This window comes from Halomonas sp. A020 (assembly GCF_027943625.1).
GTDB classification, from domain to species: Bacteria; Pseudomonadota; Gammaproteobacteria; order Pseudomonadales; family Halomonadaceae; genus Vreelandella; species Vreelandella piezotolerans.
This window is the reverse complement of record NZ_AP022850.1, coordinates 3308926-3330889: the sequence shown is the minus strand read 5'-3', so window position 1 is coordinate 3330889 and position 21964 is coordinate 3308926. Positions and strand designations below refer to the sequence as shown.

21 protein-coding genes and 4 tRNA genes are annotated in these 21964 nt (G+C 55.9%); 12 read left to right on the top strand and 13 right to left on the bottom strand.

From position 1 onward, the window contains the following. Positions 1-31: 31 nt before the first annotated feature. Positions 32-1414 carry a nucleotide 5'-monophosphate nucleosidase PpnN gene (ppnN, locus tag FRH_RS15695; RefSeq protein ID WP_280636895.1) on the bottom strand — a complete coding sequence of 461 codons (1383 nt, stop codon included), beginning with the start codon at positions 1412-1414 and terminating at the stop codon, positions 32-34. Between the two features lie 209 nt (positions 1415-1623). Between ppnN and FRH_RS15690 the strand changes: the two genes are divergently transcribed. Then, positions 1624-2526 (top strand): LysR family transcriptional regulator, encoded by a 903-nt coding sequence (locus FRH_RS15690; protein ID WP_219861036.1) that lies wholly within the window; start codon positions 1624-1626, stop codon positions 2524-2526. A gap of 38 nt (positions 2527-2564) precedes the next feature. Here the strand turns inward: FRH_RS15690 and gcvP are convergent, their stop codons facing one another. Together gcvP and gcvH are read right to left on the bottom strand one after the other, a co-directional pair. After that, positions 2565-5459 (bottom strand): aminomethyl-transferring glycine dehydrogenase, encoded by a 2895-nt coding sequence (gcvP, locus tag FRH_RS15685; RefSeq protein WP_281997231.1) that lies wholly within the window; start codon positions 5457-5459, stop codon positions 2565-2567. 85 nt (positions 5460-5544) lie between these two features. Then, positions 5545-5934 (bottom strand): glycine cleavage system protein GcvH, encoded by a 390-nt coding sequence (gene gcvH / locus FRH_RS15680; RefSeq protein WP_139527479.1) that lies wholly within the window; start codon positions 5932-5934, stop codon positions 5545-5547. Positions 5935-6341: 407 nt separating this feature from the next. Between gcvH and FRH_RS15675 the strand changes: the two genes are divergently transcribed. Both FRH_RS15675 and gcvT read left to right on the top strand, forming a co-directional pair. Continuing rightward, complete coding sequence (locus tag FRH_RS15675) at positions 6342-7745, top strand: sodium:alanine symporter family protein (RefSeq protein WP_139527480.1); 1404 nt, start codon at positions 6342-6344, stop codon at positions 7743-7745. An 88-nt stretch (positions 7746-7833) separates the two neighbouring features. After that, positions 7834-8946: a glycine cleavage system aminomethyltransferase GcvT gene (gene gcvT / locus FRH_RS15670; RefSeq protein ID WP_281997230.1), complete on the top strand. Its 1113-nt coding sequence runs from the start codon at positions 7834-7836 to the stop codon at positions 8944-8946. Between the two features lie 63 nt (positions 8947-9009). On the opposite strand, the gene FRH_RS15665 is transcribed toward gcvT, so the two are convergent. From FRH_RS15665 to FRH_RS15655, 3 genes are all read right to left on the bottom strand, one after another. Then, positions 9010-9891: a LysM peptidoglycan-binding domain-containing protein gene (locus tag FRH_RS15665; protein ID WP_219863852.1), complete on the bottom strand. Its 882-nt coding sequence runs from the start codon at positions 9889-9891 to the stop codon at positions 9010-9012. Between the two features lie 32 nt (positions 9892-9923). Further along, on the bottom strand, positions 9924-10805 hold the full coding sequence (locus tag FRH_RS15660) for an acyltransferase (protein ID WP_281997229.1): 882 nt from the start codon (positions 10803-10805) through the stop codon (positions 9924-9926). A 111-nt stretch (positions 10806-10916) separates the two neighbouring features. Then, on the bottom strand, positions 10917-11816 hold the full coding sequence (locus FRH_RS15655; protein WP_153843341.1) for a LysR family transcriptional regulator: 900 nt from the start codon (positions 11814-11816) through the stop codon (positions 10917-10919). Between the two features lie 171 nt (positions 11817-11987). Here FRH_RS15655 and FRH_RS15650 point away from each other — a divergent pair, with 171 nt between their 5' ends. Together FRH_RS15650 and FRH_RS15645 are read left to right on the top strand one after the other, a co-directional pair. Further along, the gene (locus tag FRH_RS15650; RefSeq protein WP_139527488.1) at positions 11988-12686 is read left to right on the top strand and encodes a CoA transferase subunit A; all 699 of its coding nucleotides are present in this window, start codon (positions 11988-11990) and stop codon (positions 12684-12686) included. 48 nt (positions 12687-12734) lie between these two features. Next, positions 12735-13397 (top strand): CoA transferase subunit B, encoded by a 663-nt coding sequence (locus tag FRH_RS15645; protein ID WP_139527491.1) that lies wholly within the window; start codon positions 12735-12737, stop codon positions 13395-13397. Positions 13398-13435: 38 nt separating this feature from the next. On the opposite strand, the gene FRH_RS15640 is transcribed toward FRH_RS15645, so the two are convergent. After that, the gene (locus tag FRH_RS15640; protein ID WP_153843340.1) at positions 13436-14203 is read right to left on the bottom strand and encodes a DUF1338 family protein; all 768 of its coding nucleotides are present in this window, start codon (positions 14201-14203) and stop codon (positions 13436-13438) included. Between the two features lie 114 nt (positions 14204-14317). Beyond that, positions 14318-14581, bottom strand: a complete 264-nt coding sequence (locus FRH_RS15635) for a GrxA family glutaredoxin (RefSeq protein ID WP_139527494.1) — start codon at positions 14579-14581, stop codon at positions 14318-14320. A gap of 137 nt (positions 14582-14718) precedes the next feature. Between FRH_RS15635 and hybE the strand changes: the two genes are divergently transcribed. Both hybE and FRH_RS15625 read left to right on the top strand, forming a co-directional pair. Beyond that, complete coding sequence (gene hybE, locus FRH_RS15630) at positions 14719-15168, top strand: [NiFe]-hydrogenase assembly chaperone HybE (protein WP_139527496.1); 450 nt, start codon at positions 14719-14721, stop codon at positions 15166-15168. Positions 15169-15245: 77 nt separating this feature from the next. Beyond that, positions 15246-16019, top strand: a complete 774-nt coding sequence (locus FRH_RS15625) for a 3-hydroxybutyrate dehydrogenase (RefSeq protein WP_139527497.1) — start codon at positions 15246-15248, stop codon at positions 16017-16019. Between the two features lie 55 nt (positions 16020-16074). On the opposite strand, the gene FRH_RS15620 is transcribed toward FRH_RS15625, so the two are convergent. The 3 genes from FRH_RS15620 to FRH_RS15610 are packed head-to-tail and all read right to left on the bottom strand — an operon-like array spanning position 16075 to position 18347. Beyond that, positions 16075-16614: a response regulator transcription factor gene (locus FRH_RS15620; protein ID WP_139527499.1), complete on the bottom strand. Its 540-nt coding sequence runs from the start codon at positions 16612-16614 to the stop codon at positions 16075-16077. Positions 16615-16650: 36 nt separating this feature from the next. Next, a complete protein-coding gene (locus FRH_RS15615; protein ID WP_139527501.1) occupies positions 16651-17922 on the bottom strand; it encodes an ATP-binding protein in 1272 nt (423 codons plus the stop codon). A gap of 8 nt (positions 17923-17930) precedes the next feature. After that, the gene (locus tag FRH_RS15610) at positions 17931-18347 is read right to left on the bottom strand and encodes a hypothetical protein (protein ID WP_139527503.1); all 417 of its coding nucleotides are present in this window, start codon (positions 18345-18347) and stop codon (positions 17931-17933) included. 149 nt (positions 18348-18496) lie between these two features. Between FRH_RS15610 and pyrC the strand changes: the two genes are divergently transcribed. Continuing rightward, a complete protein-coding gene (pyrC, locus tag FRH_RS15605; protein WP_139527505.1) occupies positions 18497-19534 on the top strand; it encodes a dihydroorotase in 1038 nt (345 codons plus the stop codon). A gap of 118 nt (positions 19535-19652) precedes the next feature. On the opposite strand, the gene mtnN is transcribed toward pyrC, so the two are convergent. Then, positions 19653-20360, bottom strand: coding sequence for a 5'-methylthioadenosine/S-adenosylhomocysteine nucleosidase (mtnN, locus tag FRH_RS15600; RefSeq protein ID WP_139527507.1), 708 nt, complete (start codon positions 20358-20360; stop codon positions 19653-19655). Between the two features lie 50 nt (positions 20361-20410). Continuing rightward, positions 20411-21271 carry a bifunctional methylenetetrahydrofolate dehydrogenase/methenyltetrahydrofolate cyclohydrolase FolD gene (gene folD, locus FRH_RS15595; protein ID WP_139527509.1) on the bottom strand — a complete coding sequence of 287 codons (861 nt, stop codon included), beginning with the start codon at positions 21269-21271 and terminating at the stop codon, positions 20411-20413. 209 nt (positions 21272-21480) lie between these two features. On the opposite strand from folD, the gene FRH_RS15590 reads away from it, so the two are divergent. From FRH_RS15590 to FRH_RS15575, 4 genes are all read left to right on the top strand, one after another. Beyond that, positions 21481-21557 (top strand) — tRNA-Pro (locus tag FRH_RS15590). An 86-nt stretch (positions 21558-21643) separates the two neighbouring features. Next, positions 21644-21720, top strand: a tRNA-Arg gene (locus tag FRH_RS15585). Between the two features lie 61 nt (positions 21721-21781). Beyond that, positions 21782-21856, top strand: a tRNA-His gene (locus tag FRH_RS15580). A gap of 33 nt (positions 21857-21889) precedes the next feature. Then, positions 21890-21964 (top strand) — tRNA-His (locus FRH_RS15575).

Genomic DNA, 21964 nt, shown 5'->3' with positions numbered 1-21964 from the left:
AGGCACCGATGTGCCTGCCTGGGCGATAGTGCTATTTCAGCACGTAGCAGGGCGTGTAGGGCTGCCCATCCAGTTTCATGCGGCCTTGAGCAACAAACGAGCTGAGCAGGGCGTCCAGTCGCTCCATGAGCGCCGGTTCGGCGGTCAGCACGAACGGACCATGGGCTTCGATGGCTCGGATGCCAGGTTCTTTGACATTACCTGCCACGATGCCAGAGAAAGCACGGCGGAGGTTGGCGGCTAGCTCATGCGTGGGCTGCTGGCGGTGGAGTGCTAGCGCACGCATGGCGTCGTGAGTGGGCTCGAAGGGGGCTTGAAACTCACGCGCGATGGTCAAGCGCCAGTTGTAATAGAACGCATCCTGGTGTTGGCGGCGGAAATCGGCAATTTGATCGATGCCCTCACGCATTTTACGCGCGACCGCCACCGGGTCGCCGGTAATGATGGTGTAATAGCGGCGGATCTCCTCTCCCAGCGTGTAGACCAAGAACTCGTCGATTTTTTGGAAATAAGCCGCCGAGCTGGCTGGGCCGGTGAAGACGAGCGGAAAAGGAATCTCTTTGTTGCTGGGGTGCAGCAAAATGCCCAGCAGGTAAAGGATCTCTTCGGCGGTGCCCACGCCGCCGGGAAAGACGATGATGCCATGGCCTAGCCGAACGAACGCCTCAAGGCGCTTCTCGATGTCGGGCATGACCACCAGTTCGTTGACGATGGGGTTGGGGGCTTCGGCGGCGATGATACCCGGCTCCGAAATACCCAGGTAGCGGCCATCTTTACGGCGCTGTTTGGCATGCGCCACGTTGGCACCTTTCATAGGGCCTTTCATTGCGCCAGGGCCACAGCCGGTGCAAATGTCCAAATCGCGCAACCCAAGGTGGTAACCCACATCCTTGGTGTACTCATACTCTTCGCGAGAAATCGAATGGCCACCCCAGCACACGACTAGACTCGGGTCGCGGCCCGGTTTAAGCGTGCCCGCCTTGCGCAGGATGTGGAACACCGCGTTGGTCGTGCCTTCGCCGGTGGTTAGGTCAAAACGGTTATGGTGCTGAATCTCGTTATAGACGTAGACGATGTCGCGAATGATCGACGAGAGATGTTCACGAATACCGCGAATCATGCGCCCATCCACGAAGGCCTCAGCGGGGGCATTGGTCAGCTTCAGCCGAATGCCCCGGTCTTGCTGTAGGACCTCGATATCGAAGTCTTTGTAGGCTTCGAGGATCGCCAAGCTGTCATCGGTGGGGCTGCCGCAATTGAGAACAGCCAGCGCACATCGGCGCAATAAATCGTGCAAACCACTTTTGGACGTGCTCTTCAGCCGGTTGACCTCATGCTGAGAGAGGACTTCAAGGCTGCCTTCGGGAGAAATAATGCTGGAAATCGTGGCACGAGGCGCTGGGGTCTGCGTCATTAGTTGAACTATCCCTAAGTGTGTTCATAACGAGCCTGCATACTAGCACGCTGCTTGGTACGGTTCAGCAGTGGGTCCTGCGACCGACCCCGCGGGGTTTATGCTACTCTAGGCCAGCGGCGCGCACGGTAGGCCGAACCGCGACGGTGACGTTAGTACGCCAAAGAGCGGCTAACGATGATGGATAATGAGGATGTTGTTCGAACCCTATGTTTAATGCCCAATATTTTCGGACGTTTATAACGTTGGTGGAAACTGGCAGTTTCACACGAACGGCGCGTCGCCTAGAAATGACGCAGCCAGGGGTTAGCCAGCATATTCGCAAGTTGGAAAGCTATCTGGGCAAAACGCTGCTCGAGCGTCGTGGTAGGAGCTTCACACTGACCGAATCGGGACGTCGTGCCTACGACTATGCGTTAAAGCTGTTTGCCGAGCATGAGCAATTTCGCCATGGTCTCGATGATGATTCGCTGGATAGCGGCGAGTGCCGCATCGCCTCGCCCGGCAGTGTGGGACTGATGTTCTACCCCTATATTCTAGGGCAGCAACAGATGCATCCCAATCTAACGGTCAATTACAGCTTTGCGTTCAACCATGAGATCGTCAACGACCTGTTAGAAGGGCGGTACGACATCGGTATCGTGACCGAGCAGGTCAATCATCCAGAGCTTACCTGTACGGTATGGCATAAAGAGCCGCTTTGCTTGGTGGTGCCCGCTGACTTTGCAGGCAGTACGCTATCGGAGCTAATGGGCATTGGCTTCATCAATTACTACGACGGTATCAATCACGCCAACGCGCTGTTGCGCGCGAATTACCCCGATGATTTTCGCTCCATGACACACTTTCGCCATCAGGGCTTCACTAATGAGGTCAGCATGGTGTTGGACGCCGTAGCACGTGGCTTGGGCTTTACGGTGGTGTCGCGCCTAGTGCTCGAAACATCGCCTTGGCAGCGGCAGGTCAAGGCGTTAGCGCTGCCGCAAGCGATTAATGAAGTTCTCTATCTATTGCGCCGCCAAGACTCCGTGCTGCCTAAGCGCTATGAAAAACTGCTGAACGGTTTTCACGACCAGCGTCTTCAAGAAACGACGCCCCTGGTACCCGAATAACGGGCCAGGGACGCTATTGGCTGCTAAACGCTCAAGCGTTATTGGCGATATTCGTCGATACTAGGGCACGAGCAGATCAATTGGCGATCGCCAAAGACGTTGTCGACCCGGTTCACCGAAGGCCAATATTTAGACGCCATCACCGCTTCGGTAGGGAAGGCGCCAAGCTGACGGTCGTAGGGCCGTTGCCAGCTGCTATCCATCAGGTCGGCTTGCGTATGTGGCGCATTCACCAGCGGGTTGTTATCCAGCGGCCACTCACCGCTTTCAACCCGGGCAATCTCTTCACGAATCGCAATCATGGCATCGCAGAAGCGGTCAATTTCATAAAGCGACTCTGACTCCGTCGGCTCGATCATCAGCGTGCCCGGCACCGGGAACGACATGGTCGGCGCGTGGAAGCCATAATCCATCAAGCGCTTGGCGATATCCTCTTCACTAATGCCAGAGGCGCTCTTTAGCGGACGGATATCGATGATGCATTCGTGAGCGACCGTGCCGTTCTGACCGCGATAGAGAATCGGGTAGGAGGCTTCTAAACGCTTGGCAATGTAATTAGCGTTGAGAATGGCCAACTCGGTAGCCTCGCGCAGACCACGGGCTCCCATCATCTTAATGTACGCCCATGAAATCGGGAGAATGGACGCACTGCCGAAAGCCGCCGCCGAGACCGCGCCGCTGTCTGGATTGACACCGTTAATGGGCGTCACCACATGGTTGGAGACGAACGGAGCAAGGTGCGCTTTCACACCGATGGGGCCCATGCCGGGGCCACCGCCGCCGTGGGGGATGCAAAACGTTTTGTGCAGGTTGAGGTGAGAAACGTCACCACCGAAGTCACCAGGGCGGGTTAGGCCCACTTGGGCATTCATGTTTGCTCCATCGACATACACTTGTCCGCCATTCCGGTGTACCACGTCACATACCTTGCGAACGTGAGATTCGAATACGCCGTGCGTCGATGGATAGGTAATCATGACCGCTGAAAGACGCTCGCTGTGCTGTTCGGCTTTGCGGGTCAAATCGTCTAAGTCGATGTTGCCGTTTGCATCACATTCGACGACGACCACTTCCATGCTGAGCATGGCGGCAGAGGCAGGGTTCGTGCCGTGTGCCGAGCTAGGAATCAAGCAGACGTCACGGTGCGCTTCACCTTGTGCTGCTTGGTAACGGCGAATTGCCAGCAGGCCCGCGTACTCCCCCTGGGCACCCGAGTTGGGCTGCATCGAGATGTGGTCATAGCCGGTGACTTCGACCAGAAACGCCGCCAATTCATCGATCATTTGATGATACCCCGCCACTTGGTCGCGGGGCGCAAACGGGTGCAGGTTGGCAAACGCAGGCCAAGAGACAGGAATCATCTCGCTCGTCGCATTGAGCTTCATGGTGCACGACCCCAGCGGAATCATGGCGTGGGCTAGCGACAAATCTTTGTTTTCGAGACGCTTTAGGTAACGCAGCATTTCGGTTTCGCTGCGATAGCGCTTGAACGTTGGGTGCGTCAGGAAATCGCTGTTTCGCTGGTACGCCGTTGGAATCCCACTTAGCTGCTCGGCAACGACCTGCTCATCTAGTGCGGAAACCGCCAAACCATGCTCATCGCCCAGCAGAACGTCGAAAAGGGCGGCGACATCGTGAGCAGTGGTCGTTTCGTCCAGGCTGATGCCTACGTCACCATTGGCGAAATAGTGCAAGTTGATGTCGTGGGTCATGGCGCGGCCATGAAGTTTACCCGCGTCCACCTGCGTGAGGCGCAGCGTATCGAACCACGTGTCGTTGGCTAGCTGAACGCCTGCGCGCTTCAAGCCGGTTGCCAGCACCGTGGTGAGGCGGTGCACGCGGCCAGCAATTTTTCGCAGACCTTCAGCCCCATGATAGGTAGCGTAGAAACCAGCGATATTGGCCAGTAGCGCTTGCGCGGTGCAAATGTTCGAGGTCGCTTTCTCACGACGAATGTGCTGCTCGCGGGTCTGCATGGCCATACGTAGCGCCGTTTTGCCTCGGCTGTCTTTGGAGACGCCGATGATTCGCCCTGGAATCGACCGCTTGAGTTTGTCGGAGGTTGCGAAGAAAGCGGCATGTGGCCCACCAAAGCCCATAGGCACACCAAATCGCTGCGAGTTACCGACGACGATGTCTGCGCCCATTGCGCCCGGCTCTTTGAGGAGTACCAGGCTGAGCAAATCGGTCGCTACACATGTCATGATACCGCGCGCTTGCGCCGCCTCGAGCATTGGGGCGAGATCGATAACGCGGCCGCTAGCAGAGGGGTACTGCACCAGTGCTCCAAATACATCGTGCTCGGCAAGGCGCTCGGCAGGAGCGATGATCAGTTCGAAGCCGAAGAACTCTGCGCGGGTCTTCACGACGTCTAGCGTTTGCGGAAAGAGGTCGTCGGCGACGAAAAAGGCGTTCGACTTGCTCTTTTTGTTGCCACGCTTGCAAAGCGCCATGGCCTCTGCGGCGGCCGTGGCTTCATCCAGCAAGGAGGCATTGGCCAGTTCCATGCCGGTTAGGTCCATGATGACCTGCTGGAAATTGAGCAGACCTTCCAGGCGGCCCTGAGAAATTTCCGGCTGGTAAGGCGTGTAGGCGGTATACCAGCCTGGGTTTTCCAGCACGTTTCGCTGAATCACTGCTGGCATATGGGTGTTGTAGTAACCCTGGCCAATATAGCTCTTGGTGACGCGGTTTTGACGGGCAAGCTGGCTCAAGTACTCCAACGCTTCCGCTTCACTGCGAGGGTCGTCAAGGGCAAGTTCACGACCAAGACGAATATCGCTTGGCACGGTTTGCTCGATCAGGTCTTCCATGCGCTGCATGTTGAGCGCTTTTAACATGGTGGCGACATCGTCGGGGCTTGGCCCGTTATGGCGTTTGATAAAAGCATCGTGGTCGGCCAATTCGGCCAAACGGCGTGATTCGAAAGGCATGGGGAGATTCCGGACGTGATGAGAAAACCGTGCAGAGGCGATCGATCAGCGCCTGTCAGATGGGCAGGCGCTGAGGCGACGTTGATCAGTCGTCGTTGCTTAGCGTCGCTTGATACGCATCGGCGTCTAATAAGCCTTCAAGGGCTTGGTCGGTGACACGAACTTTCATGATCCAGCCACCTTCGTAAGGGGCATCATTGACCGTTTCAGGGGCGTCTTCGAGGGCTTCGTTGACTTCCACCACTTCGCCATCGACGGGGGAGTAAAGGTCGGAAGCCGCTTTGACGGACTCGATGACACCAAACTCCTTGCCTTTATTCAGGGCTTGACCGACCTCGGGTAGCTCGACAAACACCACATCGCCTAATGCTTCTTGTGCGTGGTCAGTGATCCCAACGGTCACGGTGCCGTCTTGGTTGTCCAGCACCCATTCGTGGCTGGCAGCGTAACGAAGATTGGCAGGAAGATTGCTCATGATGTTTCCCTTTGCATTCAGTGGACGGAACAACGGCATACTAGCGCTTGTCGTTCGCCTTGGCGACTGTAGCCAGCTCGATGGAGCTTATGAGTCTCTCTATGGTACCGTGTTTCTTATCGGAAACAAGTTTCTTCATTGGTACTAAAACCTCACTTGTGGAGCGCCTTTTCCTAGCCTCCGGTCGTTTGTCGATTTCATAAAGAGAAGCTTTCTCTGCTAGCAAGCGACACGGGCGTGGATGCCCACTAAGAAAATGGTGTAAAACATACTCATCATGCGTTTTTCCAGCGAGAATTAAGCGCTATGGTAGAGACGCTTGGTGTTTTCATCTGCCTGATGGGTGGTGGGTGAGCAACCTAACCTTCATAACAAACGCATCAATCGAATTGGGTAAGGAGAGTCGTGTGGAAACGTTGACCAGCCTATTAGGCGCTATTAACGGGGTTGTGTGGGGCCCGTTGATGCTGATCCTGTTGCTAGGGGTCGGTATCTATCTGCAAATTGGCTTGAAACTGATGCCGATACGCAAACTCGGCATGGGTTTCAAGCTAATGTGGCAAGGACGAGATGCCAAACCGTCTGCAAAGGCATCGTCAACGCCCAGCGATGAGGGGGAAATTTCTCCCTTTAACGCGCTGATGACCGCGCTATCGGCAACGATTGGTACCGGTAATATCGCCGGTGTGGCAACCGCCATTGCGCTCGGTGGCCCTGGCGCCGTTTTTTGGATGTGGATCACCGCGTTAGTGGGTATGGCGACCAAGTTTGCCGAGGCAGTGCTGGCGGTGCGCTACCGGGAGACCGATAGCACCGGTTATCATGTGGGCGGGCCGATGTTCTATATCAAAAATGGCCTAGGCCGTAAGTGGCTCTGGTTGGGCGGCCTGTTCTCTTTCTTTGGCGCAGTGGCGGCGTTTGGAATCGGTAACACCGTTCAGTCCAACTCGGTAGCGGACGCCATGGATGCCACTTTTGGTGTTCCTCACTGGTTAACCGGCGTCATCATCATGGTCCTGGCAGGCGCGGTGATTCTCGGCGGCATCAAACGTATTGCCAAGGTTGCTGGTAAACTGGTGCCGGTGATGGGCATTGCCTACGTCATTGCGGGCTTGCTGGTACTGGTCGTCAATGCAGGCCAAATTGGCGATGCCTTTGGGCTGATCTTCTACTACGCCTTCAACCCCATGGCAGCGGCCGGTGGGTTTGCTGGTGCCGCGGTGATGGCTGCCATCCGCTTTGGTGTGGCGCGCGGTATTTTCTCCAACGAAGCCGGTTTGGGGAGCGCACCTATCGCCCACGCAGCGGCACAAACGAAAAATCCGGTACGTCAGGGTTTGATTGCCATGCTGGGGACGTTCATCGATACCATCATCGTATGTACCATCACTGCGCTGGTCATTTTGACCTCGACGGTGTGGATGGAAGGAGAGGCGGGAGCGTCACTGACCGCGCTCTCTTTCGATGCAGCGCTGCCTGGTTTTGGTAACCAAATCGTGGCCATTGCGCTGGCGATCTTTGCCTTCACCACGATTTTGGGATGGTCTTTTTATGGGGAGAAGTGCTGCCAGTTCCTGTTTGGCACTCGCTCCATCATGCTCTACCGCGTATTGTTCGTGCTGGCCATTCCGTTGGGTGCCATTGCTCAGCTGGGCTTTATCTGGCTGATGGCCGACACCTTCAACGCCATGATGGCTATCCCCAACCTGATTGCGTTGGCGCTGCTCTCTCCCGTTGTCTTCAAGCTGACTCGGGATTATTTTGCAGGTAAGGACGTGCTGCCGGGCGAAGCCCTGGATCATGACAAGTAAGGCCTGCGCTTAAGGGCCATGCACGTTGTAGTAGAGCCGGGAAGCCTAGTCAGGCTTCCCGTTTCTCTTTTTTGATAGAGGATATGCCATGACTGATCTGAACCGAACGCCACTTCACACGCTGCACACACAACTGGGTGCCAAGATGGTACCTTTCGCTGGGTACGAGATGCCGGTGCAGTACCCGTTAGGGGTGAAAAAAGAGCACGAGCATACCCGACAGTACTGCGGTTTGTTTGATGTGTCGCATATGGGACAGATTCTAGTGTCGGGTGAGCAAGTCGCTGAAGCGCTGGAAAGCTTGATTCCCGCTGATTTGGTGGGATTGCAAAAAGGGCAGCAGCGTTATGGTCTTTTCACCAGTACCGACGGTGGCATTCTCGATGATCTGATGGCCGTCAATGCAGGGGATCACTTCTATCTGGTGGTGAATGCGGCATGCAAAGAGCAAGATATTGCCCATTTGCGTGCCAATTTGGGGAATAGCCACCAAATTGACGTGCTCGACCGCGGGTTGCTGGCGCTACAAGGACCCCAAGCGCGGGAAGTGATGCAGCGACTTTGCCCCCAGGCTTGCGAATTGACGTTCATGCAGCATGGGCGTTATACCCTGGCGGGGCATGACGTTTGGGTCAGCCGCAGCGGCTACACCGGTGAAGATGGTTTCGAGATCTCTGTCGCTGCCGACGAGAGCCAAGCGTTAGCAGAGACGCTACTGGCTGAGCCGGAAGTCGAAGCAATTGGCTTGGGGGCTCGGGATTCTCTGCGCCTTGAAGCAGGCTTATGTCTCTATGGCCACGATATGGATCAGAACACCACGCCCGTCGAAGCCGGCTTGATTTGGGCCATTGGTAAGTCGCGTCGGCGCGGTGGCGAGCGCGCAGCGGGTTTTCCGGGTGCCGATGTGATTCTGCATCAAGTGGATGCCAAAGATCATCCCCGAAAGCGCGTGGGCTTGGTCGGAGAAGGACGAGCGCCGGTCCGTGAAGGCAGCCTGCTAGTTGACGAAGCGGGTAACGAGATCGGTGTGGTGACCTCGGGGGGCTTCGGACCTAGCGTCGGTAAACCCGTCGCCATGGGGTATGTGACTCGAGAATGGGAGGCTCCCGGTACCGCCGTCTATGCACTGGTGCGCGGCAAGCAGCTCCCGATGAACGTCACTTCCATGCCTTTCGTAACGCCCGGCTACTATCGAGGATAGTCGTTCAGATAGTGGAAGAGCCCCTCATCGTGGAGGGGCTTTTTGTCAGCGCAGTACTTGTTGTCAGCGCAGTACTTGGCGCGGATCGATGGGTTTGCCTCCTTGGCGTAAATCGAACAACAAATCATAGCGCTGTGTTGCGTTGCTTTGTCCCACTTCGCAGAGCTCGTCCCCCGCGCTGACTTGATCGCCTACGCGGACCAATATTCGTTCGCAAAGGGCATAGACGGTTTGCAAATTGTCTGCATGGTGAACGATGACGACATCGCCAAGCTGCCGCATGCTGTCTGCAAAACGAACCTCCCCGGGGGCGACGGCCTTAGCTCGGGCACCTTCCTGCGTGGCGAGTAACATGGGTTGCAGGGTGCCACGGCTATCCGCCCCAAAGCGGCGCACCACGCGGTAATCCTCCAGTGGCCATGGCCAACGACGCGCTGACGCGGGCAGGCTCGCGCTGGGTGCGGGTGTCGGCGCCGATGAAGCACTCGACGAGCTGGTGCTTCGTGAACCGTTACGCTGGCTTGACGGCGTGGTTCTGGCCGCACTGCTGAGAGGAACGCTGATAATTTGTCCGACGCGCAGCCCGGTCGGCGACGTGCCCTGATTCGCGCTCTGTATACGTCCGGACGTGGTACCAAAATGTCGTGCGATGCCTGAAAAGGTATCCCCAGGGCGAATTTGATAGCGGTAAGGGCCGCCAGAAGGCGCTCGTTCCTGCTGAGTGGGGATGAGTAGACGCTGTCCCACCGCTAAACGGCGTGGGTCGACGCCCGGATTGAAGCGCTCGAGTCGCTCCAGTGGTACGTTGGCTCGCGCCGCGAGCTGACCAAGCGTATCGCCTCGTCTAACGACTACCCAGTCACCACTGATACTGCTCGTCGAGCTGGCGGCAGGCACGCGCTGTCCCGAAGAGGAGGGCGACGAGCCAGCACAGCCAACGAGCATGCTCGCCAATACGCAAATCGTCAGCCAGTGGCTTAATCGTGGTCGCTGAGGCGGTCCAGCAAGGTATCTTTTTCCTGCCAGAGTGAATTGATCCATGCGTGGAAGCGTTCCTTGTGCTGCGGTTCGTCATGGTAATGAGCAGTCGACATCCACTCCGGAATGTCGAGCTGCCGAGCTTTAAGCGTAATGGGGGCTTCTTGACCACATAAAAAGCCTAAGAACGTGGGCGATGGGTTGGTATAGCTGATGGTGACATCTAAAATGCCATCTAACTGGTCGCCTAAAAGGCTCAATACTTGGGCAATACCGCCTGCTTTAGGGCGCAACAGGTGCTGAAAAGGGCTTTGTTGAGCGTCTCGCTTGGCGACGGTGAAGCGGGTCCCCTCGACAAAATTAAAGATCGCAATGGGCGCATGTCGTGCCCGGCGGCACATCCGCTCGGTGGATTCTCTATCCACGGTAGCCAGTCTAGGATTTAGCGCAATTTGTTCACGGCTGAAGCGGCGCATGAAAGGAAACTCGAGCGCCCAAAAAGCGAGGCCGACGATGGGAATCCAAATGAGCTGATGCTTGAGGAAAAAGCGCGGCATGGGAATACGGCGATGCAGGGCCATGAAAAGAATGAAAATATCGGTCCAACTACGGTGGTTGGAAATGACGAGCCACCACTGTTCTGAACTCAATGCATCGGGCACGTCAATCGATACATCGGGCTTGAGCCAGCGTCGCATCCACCATAAGTTGACGCCAATCCAATTTAGCGCCACGGCACAAAGCCCTTTCAGCAGCCACTCCTTTTGTCGCCGCCCAGGAGCGATGACTTTCAGCAGTGTCAACAAAATGAGGGGAACGCCCCAAAACAGCGTGCACAACGTCAGCAACAAGATGCTAACGCCCCCTTTTATGATTGGCATACCACAATCCTCACAGCGACCTGACAGCGTGTCCTGTCTTACTCGACACGCGCTCTAGGATAAATGCTAATGGATCAACGTCACGCTGCCCAGCATAACCGCATCAAGATGTTAGGACGACGCCAACAGCGAGGGTGTTTTGATGCATTCCAATAGAACGCTGCGCAGCGCATGGGCGGCTACCGAAAGTTCTTCTTGCGTGAGGATGCCCACTCGACAAGCGATACTGGGTGCTTCAAGGGGCACGCAGTGAGCCCCTAGTTCATGCATTTGCCGAATGCACATCGATGGGACAGCGCTAACCCCCAGCCCCTCCGCCACCATACGGCCCACCGTGGCTAGCTGATGGCTCTCGAAGGCGACGGGAAGCGCCATTTGGCGTTTCCCGAGTTCCTGTTCCAATAAACGCCGTACCATCGAAGGGCGCTGAAGTGTCATGAAGTCGTGCGCCAGGAGCTGCTGCCAAGAGAGCGAGGTGGAGCCCGCCAGCGGGGAGGAGGAGGAGACGACGGCAACGAATCGATCCTCAAAAAGCGGCGTGAAATTCAAGCTACCAGTGCCTTCCGGAGCGAAGGCAATGCCAATTTCTACCTGCCGAGAGCGGACCATGTCCATCACCTCTTCATTGATGACGTCATGAACGGTGACGTTGATCTTAGGATACTGCTGACGAAACTTGATCAGCGCGCTTGGCAACAAGTTACCGGCAAATGAGGGCATGGCGGCCACGCTGAGTCGTCCCAGCTGGAGGGTGAAGCGCTGACGCAGTCGCTCTTCGGTATTGTCCCATTGGGCTAGCAAATGCTTGGCGAGAGGGAGTAGGGACGCTCCCTCGGGGGTAAGTCTCACGCTTCGCGTACTGCGGATGAGTAGTTTTCCGCCGAGAGAATCCTCTAACCCTTTGATAGCAAGGCTCAAGGCGGGCTGTGAAAGGTGCAGACGCTCGCATGCTTGAGTGAAGCTGAGGGTTTGCGCTACAGCCAAGAAGGCGCGAAGCTGCTTAACGGTCATGGCGTCTCTTTATAAGTTGTTAAAATAAATTGATAAGAAAAACAAACTTAACAAATATATCATCCGAGACAACACTGGCAATAGGGCGACAGCCGAGCTAACGCTGCTTACACTGTTTCAATCAGCATTCTCGACACCGAACCGTATTCAACAACAACGTGAGGCATGACAATGGCAGGATTCGATAAGCGTGTGGCTTCCTACGAAGAAGCAATGGAAGGCATCGAGAGCGGTATGACCGTAATTGCCGGTGGTTTTGGGTTATGTGGTATCCCTGAAAACCTAATTGCCGAGATCAAACGTCGTGGCGTCAAAGACCTTACCGTGGTTTCCAATAACTGTGGCGTGGATGGTTTTGGTTTGGGCGTACTGCTCGAGGACCGCCAAATCAGTAAGATTATCGCCTCGTACGTGGGCGAGAACGCCCTGTTCGAACAGCAGATGTTGAACGACGAAATCGATGTCGTACTGACGCCACAAGGGACGCTCGCCGAAAAGATGCGGGCAGGCGGGGCGGGTATTCCTGCATTCTATACCGCCACCGGCTATGGCACGCCGATTGGTGAAGGCAAAGAAGTACGGGTCTTTGATGGACGTCATTACATTTTGGAAGAGGCGATCAAAGGCGATTTTGCAATCGTTAAAGGCTGGAAAGCCGACCGGTATGGCAACGTCATGTATCGCCATACGGCACAGAATTTCAATCCCATGGCGGCAACCGCAGGCAAAATTACCGTCGTTGAAGTTGAGGAGATCGTTGAGCCAGGTGAACTGGAGCCCAGCCAGATTCATACACCGGGAATCTACGTCGATCGCATAATTCAAGGTACGTTCGAGAAACGTATCGAGAAGCGCACCGTGCGCAGTTAAGCGAAGAACGCCAACAATCAACTCAGGACTAAGACAAGAGGTGGCACCATGGCTTTAACTCGTGAACAAATGGCGCAGCGTGTAGCGCGTGAATTGCAGGATGGTTTCTACGTCAATCTAGGTATCGGTATTCCCACGCTGGTGGCCAACTATATCCCGGATGGCATGGATGTCATGCTCCAGTCCGAAAATGGGCTGCTAGGAATGGGGCGGTTTCCCACCGAGGAAGAAGTAGATCCAGACATGATCAATGCGGGTAAGCAGACCGTTACTGCCCGACCAGGGGCGGCGATTTTTTCCTCCGCTGAGTCGTTTGCCATGATTCGCGGCGGTCATGTGGATTTGACCGTTCTGGGTGCGTTTGAAGTCGACCAAGAGGGCAACATTGCGTCCTGGATGATACCCGGAAAGCTCATCAAAGGCATGGGCGGCGCCATGGATCTCGTGGCAGGTGCAGAAAACATCATTTGCACCATGACCCATGCGTCGAAACACGGCGAATCCAAATTGCTAGAAAAGTGTAACTTGCCTCTGACAGGTGCTGGTTGCATCAATCGTGTGTTGACGGACCTAGCCTATTTGGAGATCAAAGATGGCGCCTTCATTCTCAAGGAGCGAGCGCCAGGCATTAGCGTCGAAGAGATCGTCGAGAAAACCGCTGGTAAACTGATCGTTCCCGATCACGTCCCGGAAATGACGTTCGACGAATAAGCGTTTTTCTTTCAGTAGCATAAGGCGTGGGCGAGCGCTCACGCCATTTCGCAGCGAGTGTGAAAAGGCAGCAAAATCTCTGCCACACGTTCGTGATCATCACTGACCTGTTTTTGAATCAGGGCTAATCCACCCAAGCACAAGCGGTGCTCGTCGCCGTCGTTGAAGACCATTTTTTGCGGCATCGCCGGGTAAAAACGGTGCTCGAGTAGATTGGAAACGGAAAAGACACCGTTTTGTTGGCCACTTAGTGGCGGCATGCCGGCCTTCTCTAACTGTTCGTTTAGGGTGGCGAGGGGTGCCTGCATTCGATGGCAGTCGAAACCGGCATGATGCAGCCGAGGCCCCATGACGGCAAGCCAAGCGGCCAGTGGGTGCGCGCTGTGTAGCTGTCGGTAGAGTGTCCATGAGGGCATTGGCCAAGGCCTACCTCGGCACAAAAGATTATGCCCTTTGCAATCAGCCGGGTGGCTTTGATGCACCAGCGTCGTCAGCGCTTCTCTGGGCGCTTTCGAAAGCGTGCCTATTTGTAGCTCAGCAAGGACCAGCCAACTGGTATCGTCGCTGGGAGCCATCAAGTGAATCAGCAGCCCTTTGTCAGCCATGGCGTAATACCCCGCCGAGCGGTAGCCCATGCGTGCCAAAGGGAGTCCTAGAGCGTTCATGGCGAAGGGGCCGTAATTCAGCGTGACCAGCGTCAAGTATTCTGCCTGGGTGCTGAGCGGCCATAACCTTAAGCTGCCGATATCGGGGTGGGTGTGGACGTAGTCCAGCCACAGCTGTTGTAAAAACTCCTCGCGCTGCATGGGGAATCCTCGCCGCCTAAAGACGTCCGTAAGTCAACGGATAGTTGAAAGGTCAGTATAGGCAAGCAAGGAATTGACAGGTTCAACGGGCTTAAACGGCCAATTTAACGCCTATTAGGAAGCCAGCAGCTGTTTTTCACGCACGAACTGATCAAATTCGGTATAGCCGCCGACGTGCTGCTGATCGACGAAGATTTGAGGAACGGTATGGATGGGCTTACCCGCCGTTTTGGCGATATCGTCCTTGGTGACCCCTTCTGAGGGCATGTCCACATAGCGGTAACCGTCGATCTTGCCGCTGTTTTCAAGATGCTCGGCAAGTTGTTTGGCGCGAACGCAAAAAGGGCACGACATGCGCCCAAAAATGACCACAAACATGGCAGTGACTCCTTTACGATATGAGCGTTAAATGAAAATCGATGCTCATTGTGGCGTAGGGAGCGCTTTTTAGCCAATAGCGCCACGCTACGTTTGCTATAAAGCACACCAATCAGCGACATAGATCAGGAGAATCCATGCAGACCTTGGCACCGCATGAGTATGGACATTTAGCCGAGCTGGCTAAGTGTTATCGCGATGATCATTTGGCAACGCTGAAGCAGCAGCCGCACTTCAACCCTCGATTAGGGGTGGATGCTCTCTGTTTTCAACATCTCGACACGCGGATTAGCGGTGCTAGCGTCATGGCGGGTGCACTGATTACCCCCTGTGAGCTGTGGTTGGTGGCGTTACCGGAACAGGCTACGTTACAGGCTCCGCTGGATTCGCAGTGTGTGCTGGCGCTGCCATCTGGCCGTTATGCGTTGGTGTTGGAGCGTTTGTCTACGGGTATCGAGCTCTACAAGCGAAAGATACTGGATGACTTGAGCGATCTAGAGTCTTTGCAAGAAACGGCTCGCCTCGCCCAGCGCATGATGCAGCAGTTGATGACGCAGCCCAGCGCTGCTTATGCGTCGCCCGAGTAGGCAGAAGCAGTAGGTGGCTCCTATACTCACCAACGTTTATCTCTTCATTTTCATGTACGTCATAAAAGGAAACTGGGATGGCATCGCAAAAAGCGACAACACCACGGGTTGCCGTGGTAACGGGTACCAGCAGTGGCATCGGGGAAGCCGTCGTTCGACATTTCTGTGAGCAGGGGCATCAAGTATTGGCCGTCGACTTCAACCCGGCTGGTAAAGAGATTGCGGAGGCAGCAGGTGCCGCGTTCTATCAAGCGGATCTTACCGATCCCGATGCGTGTCGTGGCGCGATCGCCGAGGCGGTCAAGCGTTTTGGTGGCGTGGATATTCTCGTCAATAACGCAGGCATTCAGCATGTTGCTTCGATCGAGACTTTTCCTGAAGCGAAGTGGCGCCAAATCATCGATCTGATGCTGACAGCCCCTTTCCTGCTCACCCAGGCCGCCTGGCCTTACATGCGTGAGAAGGGTTGGGGCCGTGTGGTGAACATCGCTTCTATTCATGCGCAGGTGGCGTCACCAGGCAAAGCGGCGTATATCAGCGCCAAACATGGCATGATCGGGTTGACCAAAACCGCAGCGCTGGAGGGTGGCGAGCAGGGCATTACAGCAAATGCGATTTGCCCAGCATACGTGAAAACGCCGCTGGTCGATAATCAGATCGCGGATCAAGCGAAGCTCAATCATATGGATGAGCAAGAGGTCATCGAGAAGATCATGCTCAAAAATGCCGCCGTCAAACGCCTCATCGAACCATCCGAAGTGGCTCAGCTGGTGGCTTATCTGACCTCGGACGCGGCAGGGGCCGTGACGGGGGCTAGCTGGAACATCGACCTTGGTTGGACGGCGCACTAAACAGTGCCGATTGCCTGCTCTCCTAAAAGACTCATGGGGGAGCAGGCTCAAAAGCTTAGCGGCGAACCGGACGTTTTTGCAGTTTGCGCTGCAGCGTGCGGCGGTGCATGCCCAGTGCCCGAGCTGTCGCTGAGATATTGCCGTCGTGCTCTTGTAGCACTTTTTGAATATGCTCCCAGGTGATCCGGTTGATGGAAGGAGGGTTGTCTGCCAATTCCACATTGGGATCGGCATCAGGATGCTCGAACGCTGTCATCACATCATCTGCATCCGCTGGTTTGCATAGGTAGTTGATGGCGCCCAGTTTGATGGCCTCGACTGCCGTCGCGATACTGGAATAGCCGGTCAGCACCACGATACGACAATCGGGCACGGCAGACAGGAGATCGGGCAGCAGTTTGAGTCCAGAGCTGTGTTCCAGCTTCAGGTCCAGAGTGGCCATGGTCGGCTTGAAGTGTGACGCAGTGCTCAGCGCTTGATCGGCATCATGCGCGACCATGACCTCAAAACCTCGCCGGGTCAAGGCGCGGCTCAGTACGTGGCAAAACATCTCATCGTCATCGACAATCAGCAGGCGCTGCGCTTGGTTCTGCATACTTCCCTCGTTTGTCTTGATCACTGTTGCCTCCGCTTAGTTGGGCGCTGAGCCGCGTGGCAGCGTGACCTCGGTCAGCGTTCCACCTTCGGGATGATTGTACAGGCTTACGCCGCCGCCGAAGCGGTTGATGGTGGCATGGGTGAGAAACAGGCCAATGCCCAACCCTTTGCTTTTGGTCGAGACGAACGTATCACCTAGCTGGTCGGCAATCGACATGGCCACGCCTGGGCCGTGGTCGCGTATATCGATGATCACGCTGTCGTCTTGCCAATCCAAACGAATCGCGATGTGTTCAGGGTTGGCGTCTGCCGCGTTATTCAATAAATTGGTCAGCGCCTGGTCCAGCGTGGCATCTACCGCTAGCCAGGGTCGGCCGCGGCGCTCTGCGACGTCGAAGCGATGACTGACATCGGGACGAATGACCAGCCAGCGCTGTACCACGCCCGCTAGCCATACTTCGGCGTCCAGCACTTCGGGCTCGGCCATGCGCCGACGGTCGGCACTCGTCACCAAATGCTGCAGGCGTGACTTGCAGATATCGACCTGCTGACGTAACAGCGCGATATCCTCCTCCAGTGCGCTATCTCTTGTTGCATCGGCCTGCATCTCCTTGAGCAGGACGGCCATCGTCGACAAAGGTGTGCCCAGCTCGTGGGCAGTGCCCGCCGCTTGGGTGGCAACGGCCAGTACCTGCTCGTTACGAAGGGCGGCTTCACGAGTACGCGATAGCGCTTTGTCACGACTGCGCAGTGCATGCGCCATTTTATAGATAAAAAACGTCACGAGCCCAGCCGACAGTCCAAAGTTGAGCCACATGCCCAAGATATGCAGGCTCAGCGGTCCTTCGCTACTGATATGGCCCAGCTGTGGAATCGGGTGATAGTAAAACATCAAGAAGCTGTAACCGGCCATGGCACAGGCTGCGATGATCCAGGCGTGCCGCCAAGGCAGCGTTGCAGCTGCAATGGTGACAGGGACCAAGTAGTACGTAATGAAAGGGTTCGTAGAACCACCCGAAAAATAGAACAGCAGTGTCAATCCGGCGATATCGGCCAAGAGATGCGATAGGTACTCGCCATGGCTTACGGCCTTGGGTCGGCCTAACCGCCACCAAGTGGCAATGTTGAGCAGCCCCATGGCAATGACCACGCTCACTACGGCCGTGACGGGTAGGTCGAATGCCAGGAGTTCGATGCCAACGATGATGGCCATCAAAAAGCCCGTCCAGGTGATCCCCCGAACGATGGTAAGCCGAACCAGGTTACGATTGGGCGTAGAGAGCGGTAAGGGCAGGGCAGTAGGCATGGTTCGACTTATTTGCTCGATGTTTTGACGCTATGAATGACGAACTTGATGAAAAGTGTCATGACAAACGTCAGCCAACCCGCCGATGCTAGCAGGTTGAACAGCAATATTTTGGGAGGAAGCCACGCCGAACCGAGGAGTGCCTCCAGCATGATATGAAAAAACATGGCTAGCAATAGCGGCAAGGCAAGCGTGTGGATCCACATGTCGGTGCGGCGTTTGCGAATGTGATAGCGACGCAGTAAGTGGCGTAGCGGCCTATGTGCCCAGCTAAAGAGTACCAGCGTTGCCACGACGAACATCACCGCAAGTGTCGGTTCGGTGCTTTGACGGTGCATCGATATGGAAATGGACCATGCAAGCCCCAGCCATGCCAACCCTTCCAGGCTGGCAATGAAATCTGCATAGCGGCGTACGTTCTGCATAAACAACTGAATCCTTGATCTTACAGCGTGGCGTCATGATACGACACTTGCGCGGACCTGTGGGAGCACGCGCAGATTTATCCTAACGGCGTATTGGGTATACTGTGGCCGCTCGCAGATCCCCTTCACCTAGATCAATAGGATTCGCCGTGGACGCTATTACTTTGACCCGCCCTGACGATTGGCACCTACACTTGCGTGATGATGAGGCACTTCGTGCCGTGGTGGGGCACACCGCCGCACAAATGGGTCGCGCGATCATCATGCCGAACCTAAAACCACCGGTGACCACGACAGAGCAGGCCGTCGCGTACCGCGAGCGCATCCTTGCCGCTTTGCCCAAAGGCAGCACCTTCGAGCCGTTGATGGTCCTTTACCTGACGGATACGACACCGCCCGAGGAGATCGAGCGTGCCGTCGAGAGTGGTATCGTCAAAGCCGTGAAGCTATATCCAGCAGGGGCCACGACCAACTCTGCCTCGGGTGTGACAGATATTGCTCACTGCGACGCCACCATTGCCATGATGGCAAAGCTGGGTATGCCGCTGTTGGTGCATGGAGAGGTCACCGATCATGAGATCGATATTTTTGACCGGGAAGCGGTGTTCATCGAGCGCGTTATGAAGCCGTTGTTGGCGCGACACCCTAACTTGAAAGTCGTATTCGAACACATCACCACGCAGCAGGCGGCGGAGTTCGTGGCTAGCGCGCCTGATAACGTGGCGGCTACTATTACTGCTCACCACCTTCTTTTCAATCGCAACCAGATGTTGGCTGGTGGTATCCGCCCTCACTACTATTGCCTGCCCATTTTAAAGCGCGAGCAGCATCGCCAAGCGCTGTTGAGAGCCGCTACGAGCGGAAGCCATAAATTTTTCTTAGGCACCGATAGCGCGCCCCATGCCAAGGGCGACAAAGAGTCCAGCTGTGGCTGCGCGGGTGCTTACACCGCCCCAGCCGCCATCGAGCTCTATGCCACTGCCTTCGAACAGATGCAGGCCCTCGACCAGTTGGAAGCGTTTGCGAGCTTGAATGGGCCACGCTTTTACGGCCTTACCCCGAATGCGGATAGCATCACTCTCGAGCGTCGTGAATGGACGCTGCCAGCGAGTTATCCCTATGCGTCTGGACAAACCATCGTGCCATTACTGGCGGGCGAGACGTTGGCCTGGGCGATGAAGAAGTAGCGGCTAAGTAGCATAAGTGCTCACATAAAGTGCTCTTAACAAAGCACTTTCAATGGAAAACGGAGCCTGGGTGGCTCCGTTTTTTTATGCATGGGCGAGCGACGAATATGAGCCGGGTTTACTGCTGTCCTAATGTCAACAGCATTTGATCGACCATGCGCGAAGAGTGGTCGGCCGCGGTATCGAGAAACTGCTCGAAAGAGAGGTGATTGTCGCCGCTGCCGGGGATGTCGGAGAGGGCGCGAATGACCACGAAAGGGCAGTCATAGAGGTAGCACGTTTGGGCAATGGCCGCGCCTTCCATCTCGACGGCAAGCATGGAGGGGAATTGAGCGCGTGTGGCGGCTACTCGATCTGGATCGGCCATGAACGCGTCGCCTGTAGCAATCATCCCTTCACGCACGTTGACTTCTCCCAGAGCGGCAATGGCGCCACGAGCGATCTCGCGTAGGCGCTTATCCGCAGGGTAAGCGGCGGGCATGCCGGGCACCTGGCCTAATTCGTAGCCAAAGACGACGGCATCGACATCGTGATGGCGAAGCTCATCGGAAATGACCACATCACCAATGGCCAAATCGGTGGCAAAACCGCCTGCTGAGCCCGTATTGATAATGGCATCCGGCTGGTGACGCTCGAGTAAAATGGCCGTGCCTACCGCTGCGTTCACTTTGCCGATACCCGATTGCAAAATGACGATCTCTAGGCCATGGCGCGTGCCGGTATGAAAGACGAAACCGGCGTGTTCGTAGCGTTCAGCGTTTTCGAGCTGTCCCGCTAAGATGCTCACTTCCTGCGCCATAGCGCCAATAATTCCAATGCGTTGCACGGGTATTCTCCGTCCTGATGCGTTGAGTACAATCGAAGGGCATTCGGTCTTTACGATTGCTGGTCGTGGCGTTCAGCCGCTTCTAACGTGTTCTCTAACAGTGTGGCGACCGTCATGGGGCCCACCCCCCCCGGAACAGGCGTGATGTGACTAGCGCGCTCGGCAGCGGCGGTAAAATCTACATCACCTACGAGAGTGCCATCTGCCTGGCGATTGATACCTACATCGATGACCACTGCACCCGGTTTGATCCACTCACCCTTGACGATACCTGGTTTGCCCACGGCGACGACGACTAAGTCAGCGCGGCTGACGTGACTGGCCAAATCTTGTGTAAAGCGGTGACATACCGTCGTGGTACAGCCCGCCAACATGAGTTCCAACGCCATGGGGCGACCAACGATATTGGAAGCGCCTACGATGGTGGCATCGAGTCCGCGCACTTCGACACCGCTTTGGGCCAGCATGGTCATGATCCCTTTGGGCGTGCAGGGGCGTAGCGAAGGGAGTCGCTGAGCCAGTCGACCCAAGTTGTAGGGGTGGAAGCCGTCGACATCTTTATCTGGGCGTATACGTTCGAGAATGGGGCGAGCATCCAAATGGGCTGGCAACGGTAACTGAACCAGGATGCCATCGACAGTGGGATCAGCGTTTAATTGGTCCACCAGCGTCTCGAGCGCTTCTTGCGAGGTGTCGGCAGGTAGCGCATGTTGAAAAGAGAGGATGCCTGCCTGTTCGCAGGCACGGTGCTTGTTGTTGACGTAAACATGAGAGGCGGGGTCCTCGCCGACCACGACAACGGCTAGTCCGGGAGCGCGAGCGCCCGCTTGCTGGCGCGCCGCGATGAGATCGGCCACGCGTTGACGGACATTAGCGGCGATGGCTTTACCATCGATGAGTTGGGCGGTCATGTAATGAGATCCCTATGCGGTTTAAAAGCGAAGCAATGACAAGCGCCGACGACAAGGCGCGTTTTAAAGAGAAGGCGATTTTCGCATGGTAGGACATCAAGGCAAAGCGCCCAGCGAATCAATCACTTTAAGTGTTGACTTTAAAATCAGAAATAGTAATATATGCCTCGCTTGAGACGGGACACGCAGCAGCGTCTAAAGCAAGCAATCGGGATGTAGCGCAGTCTGGTAGCGCGCCTGCTTTGGGAGCAGGATGTCGGGGGTTCGAATCCCTCCATCCCGACCACTTGCCTAAAACGGAAGGTGTTAATCTGCTTCTCCAAATTTTGGTTGTGGTCAAGTGCTCATCCGTATTCTTTGGATACATCATGTGCGCCCATAGCTCAACCGGATAGAGCAACGGCCTTCTAAGCCGTAGGTTGCGGGTTCGAGTCCTGCTGGGCGTGCCAATCAAATACGTATCCGTGTTTGTTTTCCAGTCGGATGTTATCAAGCGCGCTTTCGTCAGTGGTGGATGTAGCTCAGTGGTAGAGCCCCGGATTGTGGCTCCGGTGGTCGTGGGTTCGATCCCCATCATCCACCCCATTGACGAACAAGCGTATTGTTTTACAGGTTGTGGTGGATGTAGCTCAGTGGTAGAGCCCCGGATTGTGGCTCCGGTGGTCGTGGGTTCGATCCCCATCATCCACCCCA